The sequence below is a fragment of the Marinifilum sp. D714 genome (genome assembly GCF_030851345.1).
Taxonomy (GTDB): domain Bacteria; phylum Bacteroidota; class Bacteroidia; order Bacteroidales; family Marinifilaceae; genus Marinifilum.
Genome location: NZ_JALPNU010000003.1, coordinates 275815 through 294893, shown reverse-complemented (window position 1 = coordinate 294893; position 19079 = coordinate 275815). Strand labels below are relative to the sequence as shown.

The following is a 19079-nucleotide window of genomic DNA, read 5'->3' as shown; positions in this document are numbered from 1 at the left end:
CAAAACTTGATTAAAGGACAAATATGTCTTAAATTATTATAGATAAAATAGATTGTTTAATATTAATATTTTAAGTCATGGGGATAGTTGTTGTTCCATTATTTGATGAGAAAGTGGAAGCTTGGAAAGCTTGGGCTAAGTCACTTTCGAATGAGAAAAGTAATGAGTTTAATGATTTTAATAAAAAGTATGGTTTGACCAGACATAATGCCTGGCTGGCAGAAACGCCGGGTGGCAAGGTAGTCGTTGCCTTACATGAGGGGCCCGGTGCCGATGATTTTTTGCACAAGGTAGCTGGATCAAATGATAGTTTTGAATTGTACTTTAAAGAGAAACTAACAGAGTTTCATGGAATGAAATTTGATGCTCCGCCACCACCAATGCCTGTTCAAATGATATAGTAGCCTCCCGCTAGTGCGAGCTTATAGCTCGTACTCTGCCTTGGCAATTATTGAAGGATTTCTACTTAAGATGATAGGTTTTGCAAATGATTCTTTGCATTCGCAAAGCACGAGCCATAAGCTCGCGCTTTCTGGGGTTAAAGTTGTTGCATATTTCGATTTCCTGCCATAAGTTATCCATTTTGTTAGCAACAGTAACTATTTAAAATATCCGGCCTTATATCTAGCTAATAGGGTATTTATAACGTTTCTAGCTCCAACACTCATTTCTAAATTGTTAGTTTTTACAAAATTCGGAACATCCTTGATTTTAATTAGGCTTAATCCATCCGTTTCTAGTTCTGAATCTTGCGCTGAATGATATGCTCTCTTAAAGTCAGATAAAGTAAAGCTCTCATCAATTCTTAAACGGGCATATGATGAAAGACCAAGTTCAAATCTGTTTACATCCATTAGTAAACTCATAAAACCAAATTTTTCCAAATTCGAATCTTGAATGTCACTTGCAATACCAAGTTCTTCTCTTAAACCTCTTTTTAGACAAGTATTTAATGATAGTTTAAAATGATTTTCTGTTGTATCAACGTCTTTTAAACTAAAAGCTTCATTCATGCTATAATGAATTTTATTTTTATCTACTGATACATTGTTGCTTCTGTACCCAAAAAGAACTTTGTCTTCCTTCCCATCATCAATTATTAAATAATTTGAGATTCCAAATGAACTTAAAAATGGAGTATAATAGCTATTTAAATCCTGAATCCCTTTTACTTTTATTAAATGTTTATATTTCTGATAAATATTGGCAAATACTCTAAAAGTAAAAAAGTCTGTTTTATAAAAAGTAATCCGTAATGAGGATTGCTCATCCTCTCCAATTCGTTGTAAATGTATTTGTTTAACACCTAACATTTCTCCATTAAATCGTTGAAGACCATAGTTTATATCTTTTTGCATTTGTAGAGCAACTTCGTAAGCACTTTCTTTGAGTATTGATTGATAATTATCAATACCCAAATGGTTGAATGTTTTCTTAAGTTGTTCCTCCCATGCTGAAATATTTTGCTTACGAAATATAAAATTAGAACTATTTAGATGGATTGCGAATTCTTTAGGTATCTCAATTATCATCTTACTGTCTGACATTTCAGTTTTTAGATGATTCCTTTCATATGCAGGGATTGCATGGTCAAAATATTTAAATCCAGGTTCAGGACTAAATCCCAAATTTTGAACGTTCTTTACTGCTTTCTTATATCTAACTTTATTTAAGATATTTCGTTTTATTTTTATCCAATATTCGCTAAATATGACGCCAAGTATTGCACCTGCGATTAATAAAAATATTTCCATTATGTCAAGGTTTGTTTGTTATTGTTACTAACGTTTTGCGGGTATGGCGTCTTGCCTCCAATTCCGCAGGTTTGTTGTTAACTGTTCTATCGTTAAATTCGCACTTCCCCTAGCTACCGCACGAGTCCTCTCGTGTGGTTTTGCTAAAAAGGAACGCGATAGAATCGCGCACCAGCGAGGGGTTTACAAGATGAAAAATCCAAAATAATGCCGTAAATTGGGCAGTGTTATGGTTTATGCATTACATAGCACCCGCTGTTATGGCCTGGCATTCTTTTGTTTTTCGTATTTTTTTGTTAATACAGCTATTTTTGACTTAATAGACCAATCATTAGTTTTGTCGACTAAGAGTTCTAATTCTGTTAGGTGTACATAAAAATCTCGAAAATGTGCTTTTCTCGGAGATTCAATCAAGTCTTCTACTACTTGACCAATTTTCTCATAGGCATCAAATAAAATGTCAATTTTTACAAAATCTAAAGAATTAATTTTGCTAGTAGTGTTCGTATTAATCGAAGTATTTTCAGAATTAAAAGCTACAACCCACTGACCATGGGCAATTTTATTTCTTATTTGACTAGGCTCAATTATATATTTCTGGATAAGTCTCGTTAATGTTTGAGTTTTGTTTCTGAATTCTCCATTACCATTATCGATTTCTCTTAAAGCCAACTCCAAACATTTATTCCACTTTTCTTCTAGATTTCTTTGTCTTGAAATTTGTTGAATCTTGTCTTCTGAAAATCCATAAGGCGTATGAATCATTTTTAGAAAACATGTTTCAGCAAAAGAACTATACAACAAAGCATAATTCTTCGTCAAAATAGAAAGAACATCTTTCTTTTTATCCTTAATTGATTGGTTGATTAACCTTTTGAATTTCTTTCGGCTAGATTTTAGCTCACGAACATTTTGGACGGATGACTTGTATATTTCAATCATAATTTTTGGTCTGTCAAGGCTAGTAATACGAACCACAGTCCGTATTACTAGCCCGGAATCGAACCGGGAACTCCTATTTCTAGGCATTTTACCTTGTTAAACTACAAGTCCGATTCAAAATTAATATTTTTTATTTATGTTACAATATTTGCTATGTCGTTTTTTTGCTTGGCCATAACTTATATATAAACACAACCAGTTGTGATTATTTTTCTTATATCTGCTTGATTGTATACGTTTACACAGCTGAAAATGGAATGTAAAAGTAACAGAATCTTTTTTTTGCCCCTCGTTATCGCACAAAACAAAGTTCGATGAAATCAATCTACTCGTGTGGTTCTGCTAAAAGGAACGCGATAGAATCGCGCACCAGCAGGGATAATCAATCTCAAGATATTCACCTCTTAATTTTTGTTTCGTTGCTTCTTTCATTATTTTATGTATTAGAGTTTGCTTTCAATTTCTTTCCACAAATCAGAGTTCCTATCAAAGAAATCATTTGGTACAACAAACCAAACTGAATGTCCACTTGATGTTGGCATACCAAGACATTGTTTACCAGCAATTTTTTCTTTATTATGCCATTCCCTCATAGCTACATTCCATCTCATCCCAATTACTTCTTCTCCATTCCATATTATTTTAGCGATAGAAATTGAGTTTTCTCCTCCATCATAAATAACATCTACTTTACTTATAGCATCTTTAGGGCTTAAAACTTTTTTTGGGTCTTTATAGTTCATCATTCTTCATTTAGTGTAATTGTACATGACTTGTTTGTATGTGCACAGGTGCATCCCAGCTACCGCACGAGTCCTCTCGTGTGGTATTCTAAAAAGGAACGTGGTAGAATAGCACACCAGCGGGGGGGACTGCCTACTCAATTAGGCACTAGCACTAATTTTTTTTTATTTAAGTATCAAAGATGCCAAGTGTTAACTAACTCCTTTATTGTTAGGTTTTTCTTAACCGTTCCATCCATTCGTTTACCATTTTGTGATAAGTAAATTATATATTTGCCTCTATATGGTTCGTTTTTATTTGGTACACGGTATATTCCAAAATCAAGACGAAGTCTTTTGGAAATTATAGGGAACATTACATCTGGATATTTTTCTTTTCCATACTCTTTATAATGTGCATTAAAGTATTTAATCCATGAGAGAATACATATAAACTCGTCATCTGTAAATTCAAAAGGAGTTTCATCTACGACAATAATATCATCGGGAAGTCTTTTTTGAATTTTAATTAAACATGTTTCTTTTTTCATTTTAATCCTTTGTTTTTGTTCATTTTTAACTGATGACTAAGCTTTTGCCCCCAGCTACCGCACGAGTCCTCTCGTGTGGTTCTGCTAAAAAGGAACGCGATAGAATCGCGCACCAGCGGGGAGGGATTGTTTTTTTACATTATCTAGTTCGGCATCACCGCCCTTGAAATTTAACTTTTATTAGCACAGTTTATATTTCAAAACTTTGCCAGGAAGTTTTATTTAATGATTCATCCCACATTTCATTAGGAGCTTTTTCGCAAGCAATATAATTTTGCATTCCATCAATTCTCATTTGATCTAATTTATCATGAGATAGACCACATTTTGCACCTTGTAATTCTATTTCTTTAGTTATTAGTTCATTTGTTCTCTCAAATATTTCTTTCGCCTTGTTTAAAACTAATTTTGCTTTGCTCCGGTAATTTTCATCAAAAGCTGAAGGGGCATACTCCCTATAAAAACTATGTGCTAACCAATTCCTTGCGTCCAAAGCAACTTTAAGAATCTCTTCAAGATCTTCATTAATATCAACTAATTCAGAAACGCTTCTTTTAATGCTTCCCATTGTTCGAGAAAAATACATTGTCATTAACTCTCGTACAGATTTGTCAGATTTCAACTCGCCTGATTTCTTAGCCATTCCTAATAGTATAACGAGATTAGATTCTACAGATTGACCTAAATAAAACACCAATCCTAATTCTATTAATAATGAATTAATACTTTCTTCTTCAGTTTGTTTCATTCAAATTTTCTTTTTGTGCAATGATCAAATTGTGTCTAACTAGTTGATATGTGCACCTTTTATAAAATCGATTGGTAATTTACAAAACAATAATAGTTAATCAAAGAAATGGGCCTTGTATCTTATGGTATAGTTTAAAGAATCGATTAATTTGTTTATGATCCATGCTGAAAACATCAATTCTACCAGCTGCGGGGGCATAAAACCGCTTGCGGAACTTATCCGAAGCACAGAGTGCCTATCCGAACGACTGATTTACCGATCCGAACAAGTGATTTGTCAATTCTACCTGTAAATAAGTCGATTCGAAGCGTGCAGAATCGATCCGAAAGAGTGATTTGTCAATTCTACCAGGCAAAATGTCAATCCGAAGCTTCATTTGTTCATTCTACCAACAAAACAGGGCAGTAGAACGCCTGTATTGTGTGGGTTTTTAAATTTATGTTATAATATGTTTTCATTTATCGTTCTAAATAAGTAATTTAACTATCGCTTACGACTAAACTTAAATTTATTTTCAAAAATTTTAAAAATTAAAAAAGATGACAACAATTAAATCGGAGTCTAAGTTTTTAGAACGTTCACGCATTGCATTGACCAATGCAGAAACCCACCCGGAAATTAAAGCTGCATTAGCTGCATTTGGCGTAGATGAAGCCAAGTATGCCGAAGGTTGGCAAGTGTATAACAAAGCCAAAGAAAGGTGGGAGTTAAATCAGGAAGAAGAGTCTGAAACTCGATTGGCATCCAATGCCTATCATCAAGCCTTTGGCAATTTGGAAATGAAGTTCAAACGTCATCGCGATTTGGTGTTGATTCTCAGTAAAAAAGATCCTGATACATTGATACAGCTGGGGATAAGAGGCCGTTTTCCTTATCGTTACAACGATTTTTTCGACAAGTGCAAGCTATTTTATTCTGTGGTAAAATCGAATACCGATATTCAGGCTAAAGTGGCTGTAATTAATCTAACGCCCGAATTGGCTACCGAGTGTTTAACAGAGCTGGAAGCCTTGCTTACACTTCGCGCAGATTTCGATAGAGAAATGGGGGAGTCGCAAGCAGCTACTGTTTCTAAAAATCAAGCCCTTCACGAATTAAGCGAGTGGATGGATGATTTTGATACCCTTGCAAAAATTGCACTTTACGATACACCTCAGCAATTAGAGGTTTTGGGTATCTTGGTAAAAAGTTAATTCTGTTTTTTTAAATATTTGTTCTATTGTTTAGAGGGTATCACTTCATGTGATGCCCTCATTTTTTATTCAATTAATTCACCTCACCTCAATCCTCTCCTAAAGGAGAGGAAGTGGTGAAAAGTATATAAGCGTGTAGGTTATTTATGAAGATGTCCTGTGGTAAGCCAAAAATTTTGTAGGGATCGGCATCAGCTGCGCAAGTGGGGCCCCATAGGAGAGAAAGCGGCAAATAGAAATGCTGTCGAACGAAGCATGAGTGAGACTATCTATTTCTATTCGCTTTTGATCCGTTATGGGTCACTGAGTAGATACGCCGTAGATTCTTTGCAAACTTTCTCATCAATGGAGAAAGTTTGAGCCCATCCGGCTTGAGGATAAAAATACAGCTCGTCTGGCTCGAAGACAAAATAAACAATCCATATTCGTCGCATAAAATAACCCAGAACAAACCATATTCACACTTGTGACGATTATAGACCGTGTCATTACCACAGGGCGACGGTCGTTATCACTTCCTTGCCCTGGGCTGAATGATATTTGCCTTTCAGGCAAAGGGTATGATGTAGTGAGGGTGTCCAAAAAGTAAGTTCAATCGAACATAGTGTCATGTTGAATGAAGTGAAACATCTGTTTATCAAAGGGACAGATTCTTCTCCCGAACCTTCGGGATCAGAATGACAATTATATTGAACTTTTTGGACATCCTCTTTACCATTATTATAGCTGGTGGTAGAGACAGCACTCATGCTGTCTTTACTTAGGATTGCAATACTGTAAATAGTACCGAAAGAAAAAGGCCATCCCTTTCGAGATGGCCTTCAATTCTATTGTGTTCATGGCGCAAATGCCATCGCTATTACTTTAATTCTTGTAAAGCCTCTTTAGCCGCATTCAACAATGGTTCTGCCGATAAATCGTTACCAGTAGCCTCAACCATCCATTGGTTAGGAGTCAAACGACCTTGCTTAAAGATACGATCTACTTCGTTCGGGAAAGTTTTACCTTTTAGGTGTTGCTCCAATTGGAACTCAATAACGTTACCAAATGCGTAGTTCGATAGGTACAACGGACTGTTCAACATGTGCGAGTATACCGCCAAAATTGGTTGATCTTTCACACCATAAACAGGAGCATAGAACTCGTTCCAAACCGCTTTTGCGATATCCATGGTAGCATCGCGCAATTCAGCAGCAGTAGCATTAGGATTAGCATACAACCATCTCCACATGCGAATGTCTACCAAGGAAACACCCATAATTTCGTAAGCACTCCAGAAAAGATCCAATTTCTTTAAAGCTTCTTTTTGTGGCGAATCATCTTTAACGTCCAATAGCAACATGTCGCGCTTCTGGAAGATAAATGCCAAAGCCTCGGTAAATGCAGTGTTAGGAACACCGTTCATTACAAAGTTGTCCACATCATATAGCGAGATGGTTTGCTCAACATTGTGTCCAAACTCGTGGATCGCGATGTTGTAACCCTTGTAATCCATACCCTTTGCACCAACTCTGGTACGCAAGTGAGCTTTTTGTCCTTTTGCAGCGCCACCCCAGGCGTGACCTGAACCTCTTGCAGGATCAACAGCAATTCTGTCTGCCAACCACTGAGCTCTTTCCTTGTCGTAACCCAATTTTACCAATAGGTTCGCCAAATCAGCTTCCAAAGCAGCAGCATTAGGATACAAACCTCTGGTTTGAGCATCTAGTTTCGATTCATCCATTCCGCTACGAGCCTTGAAACCATCGTACCAAATATCGAATGGCTGTAACTTACGACCCAATCTCTTTTGAATCAGTTTACCCACTTTTTTGGTTTCTTCAGAGCTTAAGAATGCAGAGAAAATCTTTTCAGTTGCTTCCGCAGAGATCTCTTTCGCTCCGTCGTACTGTCTTTTGATAAATGTATTCTGATCTGGATAGTAAGGATCAATTGCTTTGTTTGCGTGGAAGTTATTCAGGATTTGCTGATATCTCTCGTTTGGTTCCGGAGTTGCATCAACTGTTTTACCAGCCTTGTAAACCACGTTTGTGTATGGATCCCATTCAAAATCACCCGAGTTAATTACCTTTTCAGGGATTTCCTGAGAGATGATTCTTTTCATCACCTGGTAAATCATCTTTTGCTTGTCTAAACCATCTTTTTTGTTGGCATAGTTTGCTTTGATTTCATCACGAAGGTTCCAGTGAGAAAGTAATACCTTATCTTCCGGGAAGAAACGGTTTCCTTTCTTATCGGTAAGATGACCTACATAAATGTTGTAATCTGCAATGTACACATCAGAACCTGCAGCAGCTGTTCCTGCAGCTTGCAACAAATCCGAAGGAACTCTTGCTGTAAAGTAATCACCCAAACGAGCGTATGCCCATTCTTGGCGAGTCCAGTTTTTCGCATTTGCTTCTTTCTCAGCCAGGCTAAACGATGGGAAGTTCAATGCAATGGTAAAAGCGATTTTGTTGTTGTAGAAATCGTTCATCCAGTGCGAACCAACGCTATAAGCACCAAAAGCATTGTCGATAGGGTGCTGCTCGAAGGTGTTCAAGTGAACAGGCTCCAATAAATCTAGAGTAATCTTGTTGAAGTGTCCTGTAATGATCTCAAGGTTTCTTGAAATTTTCTGGAACACCATTTCCTTTTCAGCCTTGTCGGCGATATAGCTTTTCTTACAGAAGTTTTTGAAATCGGCTTCTGTTCCGTCGCTCATGCGCCAAAGACTTGCAGCGTGTTTTACGCCTTTTTCAAGTAAAGCTTTGTCCAAACAATTGGTGCTTAACTCCTCAATGGTCGATTTAATTGTTTCGGCAGTAATGTTAGAGGTTTCTGCCTTCTTTTCTGCAATAACTTGATTAGTAGTGGTTACTAAAGTTAAAAATGCAGCACAAAGAATAAAAATTTTCTTCATCTGATTAGGTTTGTTATCTAAAAATTGAATTAACAGGGCTAATATAAGAAATCGCTCACCCGTAAACAATGAGCAATCTCAGTTTACAATCACAATAAATGATATAGAGAGTAGACAACTTTGAATTGTTAATGTTGTTCTTTAATAGATATTTAAAGAGACCCATTAATATCTGGTTACCTTGTCAGTGGGCATTGGAAGGACAAACTGCTTATCCGCAAAAAAAACTTTTAGAAAGAAGGGGAAGCTTCGTCCCGAAATAGAATTTGTAAGCATTTGGGAGCCAAATACAACAAAGTTCATAATCGGGAGAGAAGATCACCCCGCCGCACTTAAAGTTTTTAAGTAGAAGAAGTTTGGGCTTACTCGCCCTAGATTTTTTGCTGACTTTTTTATCAATGAAAAAAGTCAGAGCCTTCCGGCTTGAGGATGATAATAAATTAAAGAAATTTAAATCATTAACTGGATTAACCAATAAAAATTCCAGATTCGTTTCACAGATTGAATTACATGTGTTATTTTTGCGAAAAAATTTTATACATAAATTATGGGAAGAGCATTCGAATTTAGAAAAGCGCGTAAAATGAAGCGTTGGGATAAGATGGCCAAAGCCTTTACCAGAATTGGTAAAGATATTGTTATTGCAGTAAAAGAAGGTGGCCCTGATCCGTCAACTAATGCTCGTTTGCGTGCGGTTATTCAAAATGCTAAGGCAGCTAACATGCCTAAGGATAATGTTGAGCGTGCCATTAAGAAAGCTTCATCAAAGGAGCAAAAGGATTTTAAAGAGATTGTTTACGAAGGATACGCACCACATGGTATCGCTATTCTTGTAGAAACAGCAACCGATAACCATACCAGAACTGTAGCTGATGTTCGTTCATACTTTAACAAATGCAAGGGTAGTTTAGGTACTGCTGGTAGCGTTGAATTTATGTTTGAGCACAAATGTCATTTCAAGATTGAAAATGCCGATTACGATGTAGAAGAATTGGAATTGGAGATGATCGATCTTGGTGTTGATGAGGTATTTGCTGAAGAAGATGGCATCATGCTTTATGGTGGTTTCGCTGATTTCGGAAAAATTCAGTCTTACCTTGAAGAGAATGACATGACTGTGATTTCATCTGGTTTCGAAAGAATACCAATGGATACCAAAGAGTTGCCTGAAGATCAGGTTGCTGATGTTGAAAAGTTATTGGAAAAATTGGAAGATAACGATGATGTACAAAACGTATATCACAACATGGCATAATTAGAAAAAGATTTAATTCTTATTATAGTTAACCCGGTTCAAACTTGAATCGGGTTTTTTATTTCCCACTTTTCATTAAAGAATTGCAGATCTTTTTTTAATTTTTTTACCTTTCTAATAGCCTGTAAATCTAGGGGGTGTAGGCCAATTATTATAATGCAATATAAATTGCCTTTTGAGTGTTAAGAGTTTTTGTTATATTTAGATATGTAGATGAAAAACGTCTTACTCACACCTATGAAGTACAATTATTTAAAATTTGAAAAAAGAGATAGAATTGGGATTCTAACTCTTGATCGTCCTAAAGCCTTAAATGCCTTAAGCGAAGAGGTTTTTAAGGATTTGACTTGCTTTTTGGAAAGCGAGAATGTGAATGACATTCGAGTATTAATCATTACCGGAGAAGGCAAAGCCTTTATTGCTGGAGCCGATATCAAAGCCATGCAGGAATACTCTCCACAAAATGCCTACGATTTTTCAGAAACAGGCAAACGAGTATTCGACCTGATTGCGAATTTAGAAATTCCCGTTATTGCAGCCATTAATGGATTTGCCCTTGGGGGAGGCTTGGAATTGGCATTAGCCTGCGATATCAGAGTTGCCAGTGAAAAAGCTCGCTTGGGTTTGCCTGAGGTCAACCTGGGATTGATTCCTGGATTCAATGGAACGCAACGTTTGCCAAGATTGGTAGGAGCTGGTAATGCCATGTATTTAATGATGCTCGGAGAAGGAATAACTGCTCAGGAAGCTTATAACCTGGGAGTTGTTCAGAAACTATCCGAACCAGATCAGGTTCTGGAAGATACCATAAAACTTGCTGAAAAGATTGCGGGTAAAAGTCCGAATGCATTGCGCCTTGTAAAAGAGATGGTTCGCAATGGATTGGAAATGTGCAGCAAAGATGCTGGTAAAATGGAATCGAAAGAGTTCGGTAGGTTGTTCAAGGAGGATCAGAAAGAACGCGAAGAAGGTATAAATGCCTTTCTGGAGAAGCGTCAACCTAATTGGTAACATTCAATTTTAGTGGGGAAGCTTATCTCCGTAAAGGGGATTTGTAGGTAGTGATGATGGGTTTTTTAAGTTGACTCAATTGGGTGAATTACACCATGAACTGATTAAGAAAATTAAATAAAACAATAAACGTATGGATTTAGTCCCTAAAATGAAAAATGTGAGTGTATTGGGAGCTGCTGGGAAAATGGGTAGCGGAATTCTGGTATTACTTTCATTCGAAATGGCCAAATTGAAGATTGGCAAAAAATCAAACGAACAATTTGTGTTGAATGCGATTGATGTATCGCAGCCTGCTCTAGTGAATTTATTAGGCTATGTTAGATCGCAGTTGCTGAAACATGCAGAAAAGAATATTGTTGAACTTCGTGAATGGTATGCCGACAAGGAAAACCTTGTTGACAATGAAGATGTCATTAATCAATTTGTTGAAGATGTGATGGCAATGATTCAAACATCAACCAGAATTGAAACCACTTACGAATCAAATCTAATTTTTGAGGCAATTAAGGAAGATAAAGATTTGAAGGTTAAATTGTTCTCTCAAATCAAGCAAAACAATCCAAATGCATGGTTCCTTACCAATACCTCTTCCATTCCTATTGGGGAGATTGAAAAAGAAGCTGGCTTGAATGGAGATATCGTTGGATACCATTTCTATAACCCTCCTGTAATTCAGAAATTATTGGAAATTATCAAGTGTGATAATACAGGAGATGAATTGAATGAATTCTCAATTGCATTGGCAAAATCGATGCGTAAAATTATCGTTCCATCGAAAGATGTAGCTGGTTTTATTGGTAATGGTCACTTCATGCGCGATGCTTTGTATGCTCTAAATCAAGCTCAAAAATTGGCGGAGACTGAAGGATGGGCAAAAGCTTTCTTCATGATCGATACCATTAGTAGAGATTTATTGGTTCGACCAATGGGTATCTTCCAGTTAATCGATTATGTAGGAGTGGATGTTACCAAATTTATTTTGGCCAGCATGCAGCCTTCTTTCCCAAATGAAACCCTATCACATGGTGTATTAAATGAATTGTTTGATAGAGAAGTAAAAGGTGGACAGTATGCCGACGGATCTCAGAAGGATGGAGTTTTCAAGTATCAGAAAGGCAGAATCACACATGTATATGATTTTGGCGCTGGTAAATATGTTTCTAAGGAAGATATTGAAATGGATTGTGCAGCAAAAATGGGTGAGTTGCCAACATTGAAAATCTATTGGAAAACAGTTGTGAGAGATAAGAACAAGGCTGAGTATTTGGAGAAATTCTTCAAAGAACTTCATCAGATTGATAGTGTAGGCGCAAACCTTGCAGTAGCATATGGTCAGAACTCTAAAGCAATTGGTCAAATGCTTGTTGATACAGAGGTAGCTGCTTCAGCGGAGGATGTAAATACAGTATTGGAAACAGGATTTTTCCATGCTTACGGGCCCATTAACGATTATTTCTAAAAGAACTAACAAACACAACAATGAAAGCTTTACGCAAAAAAGTATATATGGTAGCTGGTTACAATACCGTTTCAATGGGAACCGGCCGAAAAGAGTTTCACCCGAAAAAGCCACGTCCGGATTTGGAGCATTACATTAAGGAAGCTGGACAGGCTACATTGAAAATGATTGGTGGCGCTGAAAATGTAGATGAAGGAGTAATTGGAAACTTTATGGCAGCTCGTTTTAATAAGCAGGCCAATTTGCCAGCATTTTTACCTATGATTGATGAAGGTTTGAAGTACAAACCAGCCATTAGTGTTGAAGGAGCTTGTGCTTCAGGTGGCTTGGCATTGGCAAGTGGAATCAAATCGATTTTGGCTGAAACTGCGGATGTTGTTTTGGCTGTTGGTTTCGAGGTTCAGAACACCATGAAAGCCATGTATGGTGCCGATGTATTGGCAGGTGCTGGCTGGATGAAAACCAGAAAAGAGGGGCATGCTTATTTCTTTCCAGGCGTATTTAGTAAGAGAGCAGGAGCTTATTACGAAAAGTTTGGAAAAGAGAAGACCAGGGAAGCTATGGCAAAGTGGTATTGCAATGCCATAGAAAATGCTCGTTTGTGCGAAACGGCTCAGGAATTCCATAATCAAAACAAAGATTTGGAAGGAACGGCAAAAATGCCATTGAATCCTAAAAAGTTTGTAGATCATTTGAACTATTCCGATTGTTCTAAAGTTTCTGATGGTGCATCTGCCATTGCAATTGTATCTGAAGAAGGTTTGAAGAAAGTAGGTATTGATCCAAAAGATGCAGTTGAAGTTGTTGGTATTGGTCAAGCTGCTTCTGATATTACTCAGGAACCTGAGAACATGACTTGTTTGACTACCATGAAAGCAGCAGCTGCCAAAGCGATGGAAATGGCTGGTGTTACAGTGGATCAGATTGGAACTGTTGAAGTACATGACTGTTTCTCGATTGCTGGTATCATGGGTGCTGAAGCCATTGGTTTTGCAGAAGAAGGCAAGGGTGTAGATTTTGTATTGGAAGGACATACATCACGTTGTGGTAAGGTGCCGTTTAATACAACAGGTGGTCTTATTGGCTGGGGACACCCAACAGGAGCTACCGGAGTGCATCAGGCAGTTACAATTTGGGAACAATTAACAGGTAAAGCTGGTGATGCCCAGATAGAAATGAAAGAAGACAGACCTTACGGTATGACCGTAAATATGGGGGGAGATGATAAATCTCTTGTGGCAATTGTTTACAAGAGAGGAGAGTAGGAATTAAATTGATTAGAATGAAATAGAAATAAGTAAATGAGCTAATGGCAATATGCTAACAGCTATTAGCTCATTTTATCACACCTAAAAACAAACACTATGAATTTTGAATTCACCGAAGAACAATTGATGATTCGAGATGCGGCTCGTGATTTTGCTCAAAGAGAATTGTTGCCTGGAGTAATTGAGCGAGATGAAAAAGCGATATATCCAACTGAACAAGTAAAGAAGCTTGGAGAACTTGGTTTTCTTGGAATGCTTGTAGGTCTTGATTATGATGGAGGAGGAATGGATACCATTTCTTATGTATTGGCCATGGAAGAAATTTCTAAAATCGACTCATCGGTTTCTGTAATCATGTCAGTGAACAATTCATTGGTTTGTTGGGGGGTTGAAAAGTATGGAACCGAAGAGCAGAAACAGAAGTATTTAAAGCCAATGGCTCGAGGAGAGAAAATTGGTGCTTTCCTTTTATCAGAACCTGAAGCCGGGTCGGATGCCACATCTCAGCGAACAACTGCAGTTGATATGGGGGATCATTATCTGGTAAATGGAACCAAAAATTGGATTACAAGTGGAAAAACAGCGTCTACATATATTGTAATCGCTCAAACAAATCCAGAATTAAAGCACAGGGGAATTAATGCTTTAATTGTAGAAGCTGATTCGGAAGGAATATCTGTTGGACCACATGAAAATAAAATGGGAATGCGTGCATCCGACACTCATTCGGTAATGTTTAACAATGTAAAAGTACCAAAGGAGAATTTACTGGGAGAAGAAGGTTTTGGATTCAAGTTCGCAATGAAATCACTTGAAGGAGGAAGAATTGGTATTGCATCTCAGGCATTGGGAATTGCTTCGGGAGCCTACGAGTTGGCACTGAAATATGCTCAGGAAAGAAAAACATTTGGAAAAGAAATTATAAACCATCAGGCAATTGCCTTCAAATTAGCAGATATGGCTACGGAGATTGAAGCTGCTCGTTTTTTCTGTTTAAAGGCTGCATGGTTAAAAGATCAGGGTAAACCATATGGACATGCAAGTGCGATGGCTAAACTATATGCTGCGGAAACAGCAATGAAAGTCACTACAGAAGCAGTTCAGATTCATGGTGGCTATGGCTATGTAAAGGAATATCATGTTGAAAGATTAATGAGAGATGCCAAGTTAACGCAGATTTATGAGGGTACTTCAGAAATTCAAAAGATTGTAATTTCGAGAGGATTGGTTGATTAAAAATTTGAATAAATAAAAGAGAAAGGAATCTTCTATTTCTCTTATATCATATAAAAAAGATCGCTTATGAAAATATTAGTATGTATAAGTAATGTTCCAGATACAACCACCAAAGTTAAATTTAAAGAGGGAGACAGCTTGTTTGATGACTCTGGTGTACAGTGGATTATTAATCCTTGGGATGAGTTGGCTTTGACTCGTGCTATGGAACTAAAAGAAGATGCTGGTAATTCAGTGAATGAAATTTGTGTTATACATGTTGGTGGTGCAAGTGCAGATGCAACTCTAAGAAAAGCTTTGGCTATTGGTGCTGATAAAGCAGTAAGAATTGATGCATGTCCTGCAGATGCTTATCATGTAGCAGGACAAATTGCGGAATACCTAAAGGAGAATCCATTTGATATCATTTTAAGTGGTATTGAATCGAGTGATTACAATGGTTCTTCTGTTGGTGCCATGATCGCTGAGTTTATGGATTATCCTGGAATTTCATCCGTTACCTCAGTGAATCTGGATGATGATGACATTCAGATAAACAGAGCTATTCCGGGTGGAAAGCAGGTACTAAAAACTGAAGCTCCATTTGTTGCGGTTGTTCAAAAGGGAATTGCAACGGAACCTAGAATTCCATCTATGCGTGGTATTATGATGGCGCGTAAGAAGCCTCTGGAGGTCAAACCAGCTGTAGAGCTGGAAGTGTTAACTGAATCGATAAAGTTTGAATTGCCACAGGAAAAAGGAGCATGTAAAATGATTGATTCAGAATCGGCAGAACAACTGGTTGAACTGCTAAAAAATGAAGCAAAAGTGCTTTAATTGAAATCAAGAAATAGGTATGAGAATGAAGTGTAGTAAAGTTAGCCTCTCTTTCTCAAATCTAAAACTAAGTAATAACATTTAAAACTTAGCCTATGTCTGTAATTGCATTTGCCAAGAATTGGAATGGGAAATTTAAGAATTCCACCTTTGAATTGGTCTCATATACAAAAGCTTTAGCTAATCAGCTAAATACAAATATGGTGGTTCTTTCTATTGGGGAGGTTGCCGAAGAAGAATTAAAACTATTAGGAAATTATGGTGCAGATAAAGTTCTCACTGTCAGTAATCCGCAATTAAATACATTAACTAGTAGAGCTTATGCTGATATTGTTGCAAAGGCAGCTAATTCGGTAGAAGCTGAGGTAATTGTGTTGTCTGATAACAACAGTGGAAAAGCAATCGCTCCAAGAGTTTCGGTCAAATTAAAAGCAGGTCATGTAGCTGCAGTTCAAGAATTGCCGCTTTCTTTAGACCCATTTGTGGTGAAGAAAAGTGTTTTCTCAGGAAAGGCATTTGGGCATATACAAATCAAGTCTGATAAAAAGATACTCACTATTGCAAAAAACTGTTTTGGCTTGGTGGCAAATCCTTGTGATGTAGCCATTGAAGAGTTTGCATTAGACATCGATACAAACTTGTTTAAGGTAAAGATTATTCAAGAGGAAGAACAAAAAGATAAAGTGATTCTATCTGATGCTGATATTGTTGTTTCGGCAGGTAGAGGGATGCGAAGTCCCGAAAATTGGACTCCAGTGGAAGAATTGGCTGAGGTACTAGGTGCTGCAACTGCTTGTTCTCGACCGGTTTCTGATGAAGGATGGCGTGGACATGAAGAACATGTTGGACAAACGGGTAAGGTAATTGCTCCGAATTTATATATCGCAGCAGGTATTTCAGGTGCAATTCAACATGTTGCAGGTATTAGCCGAAGCAAGTGTATTGTGGCGATTAATACGGACCCTGAGGCACCGATATTTAGTGTGGCCGATTATGGTATTGTTGGAGATGTGATGGATGTATTACCAAGATTAACGAAGGCTTTAAGGAATTCAAAATCATAAACAAAGATTAACTCTAAAAAACAATGACAAAACAGATCCTCTTCATTATTTCATTGGCAATAACCTTGGGGGTTTTTGCCTGGTCGGTGAAACGATTATGGGCTTTCTTTAAACTGACAAAGCCTTCGTATCCGATCAAAAACATTGGTGCCAGAATTTCTCATACTTTGGATGTGGCTTTTGGACAAACCAAAATTTTCAGAAAACCTGTGATTGGCTTAATGCACGCATTGGTATTTTGGGGATTTTTGGTCATCACCCTTGGAAGTATTGAAATTGTGATTGATGGAGTGTTTGGCTTGGAGCGATCATTTGCATTTACTGGCTGGTTTTACGATTTTGTAATGGCTTCTGGAGATATATTTGCATTGCTAATTATCATCTTTATAAAAGCATTCAGCTTAAGAAGAAGTATTCTTCGCGTTAAGCGATTTTCAGGAGTTGAGATGTCATCCAAATCCTATTGGGATGCACAAATTGCACTAACCTTTATTGGATTTCTGATGCTATCCTTGTTAGCATTTAATGTAGGATACATCAGCAATCATCCCAATGGATATGAAGGGGTTTATCCAGTATCAGCAGCAATTGTAAACCTGGTTAATGCGGATTTGGGTTGGTTGCAGGAGCCTGGTTGGTGGGTACATATTCTACTGATTTTTGCATTTGCAAACTATCTTCCTTACTCCAAGCATTTTCATGTATTCCTTTCGGTTCCGAATGTTTTTCTTGCCAATTTAGAACCACTTACCAAATACCCTAATCTGGAAAGCATTACCAAAGAAGTTAAGTTAATGCTAGATCCTGAAGCGGCTTATGATGAAAGCGAAGAGGTAGCAAGGTTTGGTGTTAAAGATGTTGAGGATGTAAGCTGGAAAAATTACATGGATTCCTTGGCTTGTACGCAATGTGGTAGGTGTACGGATGTTTGTCCAGCCAATATTACTGGTAAACTTTTATCACCCAGAAAAATATTTGTGGATTTGCGCAAGCGAATGGATGAAAAGGGTCCTATAGCCATAAAAGGAGAGGATGATGGTAAGTCCTTGTTGAGAGATTACATTACTGAGGAAGAACTGTGGGCATGTACAACTTGTAATGCATGTGCCCAGGAATGTCCAATTGATATCAGTCATCCAAATTTGATTATGGATATGAGAAGATATCTGGTGATGGAAGAAGCAGCAGCACCTGCAGAATTGAATGCCATGTTTACGAATATTGAAAACAATGGTGCACCATGGCAATTTTCCCCTGAAGATCGCCTGAAATGGACAGAAGGATAAATTAAAAATGATTTTAATGTAGAGACGTACGGCCGTACGTCTCTACCATAAAATATAAATAGAATGACAGATAAAAAACTACATGTACCGGTAATGGCCGACTTGGCTGCTAAAGGAGAAAAGCCGGAATATCTATACTGGGTTGGATGTGCTGGTGCTTTTGATGATAGATATCAAAAAGTGGCACGGGCATTTGCCAAAATATTAAATCACCTTGAGGTGAGCTATGCTGTTTTGGGGAAAGAAGAAAGTTGCACTGGCGATGCTGCTAAGCGTGCAGGTAATGAAATGCTTTTTCAGATGCAAGCCATGCAAAATATTGAGGTGTTAAACGGGTACGAAGTGGATAAAATCATTTGTACTTGTCCGCATTGTTACAACACACTCAAGAATGAGTATCCCGAATTAGGAGGGAATTACAATGTGATTAACTATACCGAATTTTTGGATGAAATGATTCAAGCTGGAAAGTTGAAACTGGAAAATAATCCATTTAAGGGAGAATCCATTACCTATCATGATCCTTGCTATTTGGGAAGAGGAAATAAGATTTACGATGCTCCTAGAAATGTGGTTAAGGCCGTTTTTGGTGATGTGAAAGAATTGAAGAGATCCAAAAGTTTTGGCTTGTGTTGTGGTGCTGGTGGAGCGCAAATGTTTAAGGAGACTGAAAAGGGGGATAAGGAAGTAAACATAGAACGAACTGAGGAAATTATTGAAAGAAAAGTGGATAAGGTGGCATCGGCTTGTCCGTTTTGTATGACAATGCTTACCGATGGAATCAAACTAAAAAATAAGGAATCGGAACTTCAGAATTTAGATGTTGCCGAAATTATAGAGAAAGCACTCGAATTATAGAAATTAAG

17 protein-coding genes are annotated in these 19079 nt (G+C 37.5%); 11 read left to right on the top strand and 6 right to left on the bottom strand.

Annotation, left to right across the window (positions count from 1 at the left end):
- The first annotated feature begins 77 nt into the window (after positions 1-77).
- Positions 78-401: a hypothetical protein gene (locus M0051_RS04825; protein ID WP_306740417.1), complete on the top strand. Its 324-nt coding sequence runs from the start codon at positions 78-80 to the stop codon at positions 399-401.
- Between the two features lie 198 nt (positions 402-599).
- Here the strand turns inward: M0051_RS04825 and M0051_RS04820 are convergent, their stop codons facing one another.
- From M0051_RS04820 to M0051_RS04800, 5 genes are all read right to left on the bottom strand, one after another.
- Positions 600-1754 carry a hypothetical protein gene (locus M0051_RS04820; RefSeq protein ID WP_306740416.1) on the bottom strand — a complete coding sequence of 385 codons (1155 nt, stop codon included), beginning with the start codon at positions 1752-1754 and terminating at the stop codon, positions 600-602.
- Positions 1755-2012: 258 nt separating this feature from the next.
- Positions 2013-2696, bottom strand: a complete 684-nt coding sequence (locus M0051_RS04815; protein ID WP_306740415.1) for a hypothetical protein — start codon at positions 2694-2696, stop codon at positions 2013-2015.
- 443 nt (positions 2697-3139) lie between these two features.
- Positions 3140-3439 (bottom strand): hypothetical protein, encoded by a 300-nt coding sequence (locus M0051_RS04810; protein WP_306740414.1) that lies wholly within the window; start codon positions 3437-3439, stop codon positions 3140-3142.
- 176 nt (positions 3440-3615) lie between these two features.
- Positions 3616-3969 (bottom strand): hypothetical protein, encoded by a 354-nt coding sequence (locus M0051_RS04805; RefSeq protein ID WP_306740413.1) that lies wholly within the window; start codon positions 3967-3969, stop codon positions 3616-3618.
- A 190-nt stretch (positions 3970-4159) separates the two neighbouring features.
- Positions 4160-4717: a hypothetical protein gene (locus tag M0051_RS04800; protein ID WP_306740412.1), complete on the bottom strand. Its 558-nt coding sequence runs from the start codon at positions 4715-4717 to the stop codon at positions 4160-4162.
- Positions 4718-5259: 542 nt separating this feature from the next.
- On the opposite strand from M0051_RS04800, the gene M0051_RS04795 reads away from it, so the two are divergent.
- On the top strand, positions 5260-5913 hold the full coding sequence (locus M0051_RS04795) for a hypothetical protein (protein ID WP_306740411.1): 654 nt from the start codon (positions 5260-5262) through the stop codon (positions 5911-5913).
- A gap of 859 nt (positions 5914-6772) precedes the next feature.
- Here the strand turns inward: M0051_RS04795 and M0051_RS04790 are convergent.
- Positions 6773-8815 carry a hypothetical protein gene (locus M0051_RS04790; RefSeq protein ID WP_306740410.1) on the bottom strand — a complete coding sequence of 681 codons (2043 nt, stop codon included), beginning with the start codon at positions 8813-8815 and terminating at the stop codon, positions 6773-6775.
- 547 nt (positions 8816-9362) lie between these two features.
- Between M0051_RS04790 and M0051_RS04785 the strand changes: the two genes are divergently transcribed.
- The 9 genes from M0051_RS04785 to M0051_RS04745 all read left to right on the top strand — a co-directional run bounded on the left by M0051_RS04785 (position 9363) and on the right by M0051_RS04745 (position 19071).
- Positions 9363-10070 (top strand): YebC/PmpR family DNA-binding transcriptional regulator, encoded by a 708-nt coding sequence (locus M0051_RS04785; RefSeq protein ID WP_306740409.1) that lies wholly within the window; start codon positions 9363-9365, stop codon positions 10068-10070.
- A 237-nt stretch (positions 10071-10307) separates the two neighbouring features.
- Entirely contained in the window at positions 10308-11081 is a 774-nt protein-coding gene (locus M0051_RS04780) for an enoyl-CoA hydratase/isomerase family protein (RefSeq protein ID WP_306740408.1), read from the top strand.
- A gap of 133 nt (positions 11082-11214) precedes the next feature.
- Positions 11215-12543 (top strand): 3-hydroxyacyl-CoA dehydrogenase family protein, encoded by a 1329-nt coding sequence (locus M0051_RS04775; RefSeq protein WP_306740407.1) that lies wholly within the window; start codon positions 11215-11217, stop codon positions 12541-12543.
- A 20-nt stretch (positions 12544-12563) separates the two neighbouring features.
- Entirely contained in the window at positions 12564-13808 is a 1245-nt protein-coding gene (locus M0051_RS04770) for a beta-ketoacyl synthase N-terminal-like domain-containing protein (protein ID WP_306740406.1), read from the top strand.
- Between the two features lie 99 nt (positions 13809-13907).
- The gene (locus M0051_RS04765; protein WP_306740405.1) at positions 13908-15047 is read left to right on the top strand and encodes an acyl-CoA dehydrogenase; all 1140 of its coding nucleotides are present in this window, start codon (positions 13908-13910) and stop codon (positions 15045-15047) included.
- A 66-nt stretch (positions 15048-15113) separates the two neighbouring features.
- Positions 15114-15863, top strand: coding sequence for an electron transfer flavoprotein subunit beta/FixA family protein (locus M0051_RS04760; protein WP_306740404.1), 750 nt, complete (start codon positions 15114-15116; stop codon positions 15861-15863).
- 95 nt (positions 15864-15958) lie between these two features.
- Positions 15959-16927 (top strand): electron transfer flavoprotein subunit alpha/FixB family protein, encoded by a 969-nt coding sequence (locus M0051_RS04755; protein WP_306740403.1) that lies wholly within the window; start codon positions 15959-15961, stop codon positions 16925-16927.
- A gap of 23 nt (positions 16928-16950) precedes the next feature.
- The gene (locus M0051_RS04750) at positions 16951-18213 is read left to right on the top strand and encodes a 4Fe-4S dicluster domain-containing protein (RefSeq protein ID WP_306740402.1); all 1263 of its coding nucleotides are present in this window, start codon (positions 16951-16953) and stop codon (positions 18211-18213) included.
- Between the two features lie 63 nt (positions 18214-18276).
- Positions 18277-19071 carry a (Fe-S)-binding protein gene (locus tag M0051_RS04745; protein ID WP_306740401.1) on the top strand — a complete coding sequence of 265 codons (795 nt, stop codon included), beginning with the start codon at positions 18277-18279 and terminating at the stop codon, positions 19069-19071.
- The last annotated feature ends 8 nt before the right edge of the window (positions 19072-19079 follow it).

Bases quoted from the DNA above. Each gene is read 5' to 3' on its own strand.
- M0051_RS04825 (WP_306740417.1), top strand. From the start codon at position 78: ATGGGGATAGTTGTTGTTCCATTATTTGATGAGAAAGTGGAAGCTTGG.
- M0051_RS04820 (WP_306740416.1), bottom strand. From the start codon at position 1,754: ATGGAAATATTTTTATTAATCGCAGGTGCAATACTTGGCGTCATATTT.
- M0051_RS04815 (WP_306740415.1), bottom strand. From the start codon at position 2,696: ATGATTGAAATATACAAGTCATCCGTCCAAAATGTTCGTGAGCTAAAA.
- M0051_RS04810 (WP_306740414.1), bottom strand. From the start codon at position 3,439: ATGAACTATAAAGACCCAAAAAAAGTTTTAAGCCCTAAAGATGCTATA.
- M0051_RS04805 (WP_306740413.1), bottom strand. From the start codon at position 3,969: ATGAAAAAAGAAACATGTTTAATTAAAATTCAAAAAAGACTTCCCGAT.
- M0051_RS04800 (WP_306740412.1), bottom strand. From the start codon at position 4,717: ATGAAACAAACTGAAGAAGAAAGTATTAATTCATTATTAATAGAATTA.
- M0051_RS04795 (WP_306740411.1), top strand. From the start codon at position 5,260: ATGACAACAATTAAATCGGAGTCTAAGTTTTTAGAACGTTCACGCATT.
- M0051_RS04790 (WP_306740410.1), bottom strand. From the start codon at position 8,815: ATGAAGAAAATTTTTATTCTTTGTGCTGCATTTTTAACTTTAGTAACC.
- M0051_RS04785 (WP_306740409.1), top strand. From the start codon at position 9,363: ATGGGAAGAGCATTCGAATTTAGAAAAGCGCGTAAAATGAAGCGTTGG.
- M0051_RS04780 (WP_306740408.1), top strand. From the start codon at position 10,308: ATGAAGTACAATTATTTAAAATTTGAAAAAAGAGATAGAATTGGGATT.
- M0051_RS04775 (WP_306740407.1), top strand. From the start codon at position 11,215: ATGGATTTAGTCCCTAAAATGAAAAATGTGAGTGTATTGGGAGCTGCT.
- M0051_RS04770 (WP_306740406.1), top strand. From the start codon at position 12,564: ATGAAAGCTTTACGCAAAAAAGTATATATGGTAGCTGGTTACAATACC.
- M0051_RS04765 (WP_306740405.1), top strand. From the start codon at position 13,908: ATGAATTTTGAATTCACCGAAGAACAATTGATGATTCGAGATGCGGCT.
- M0051_RS04760 (WP_306740404.1), top strand. From the start codon at position 15,114: ATGAAAATATTAGTATGTATAAGTAATGTTCCAGATACAACCACCAAA.
- M0051_RS04755 (WP_306740403.1), top strand. From the start codon at position 15,959: ATGTCTGTAATTGCATTTGCCAAGAATTGGAATGGGAAATTTAAGAAT.
- M0051_RS04750 (WP_306740402.1), top strand. From the start codon at position 16,951: ATGACAAAACAGATCCTCTTCATTATTTCATTGGCAATAACCTTGGGG.
- M0051_RS04745 (WP_306740401.1), top strand. From the start codon at position 18,277: ATGACAGATAAAAAACTACATGTACCGGTAATGGCCGACTTGGCTGCT.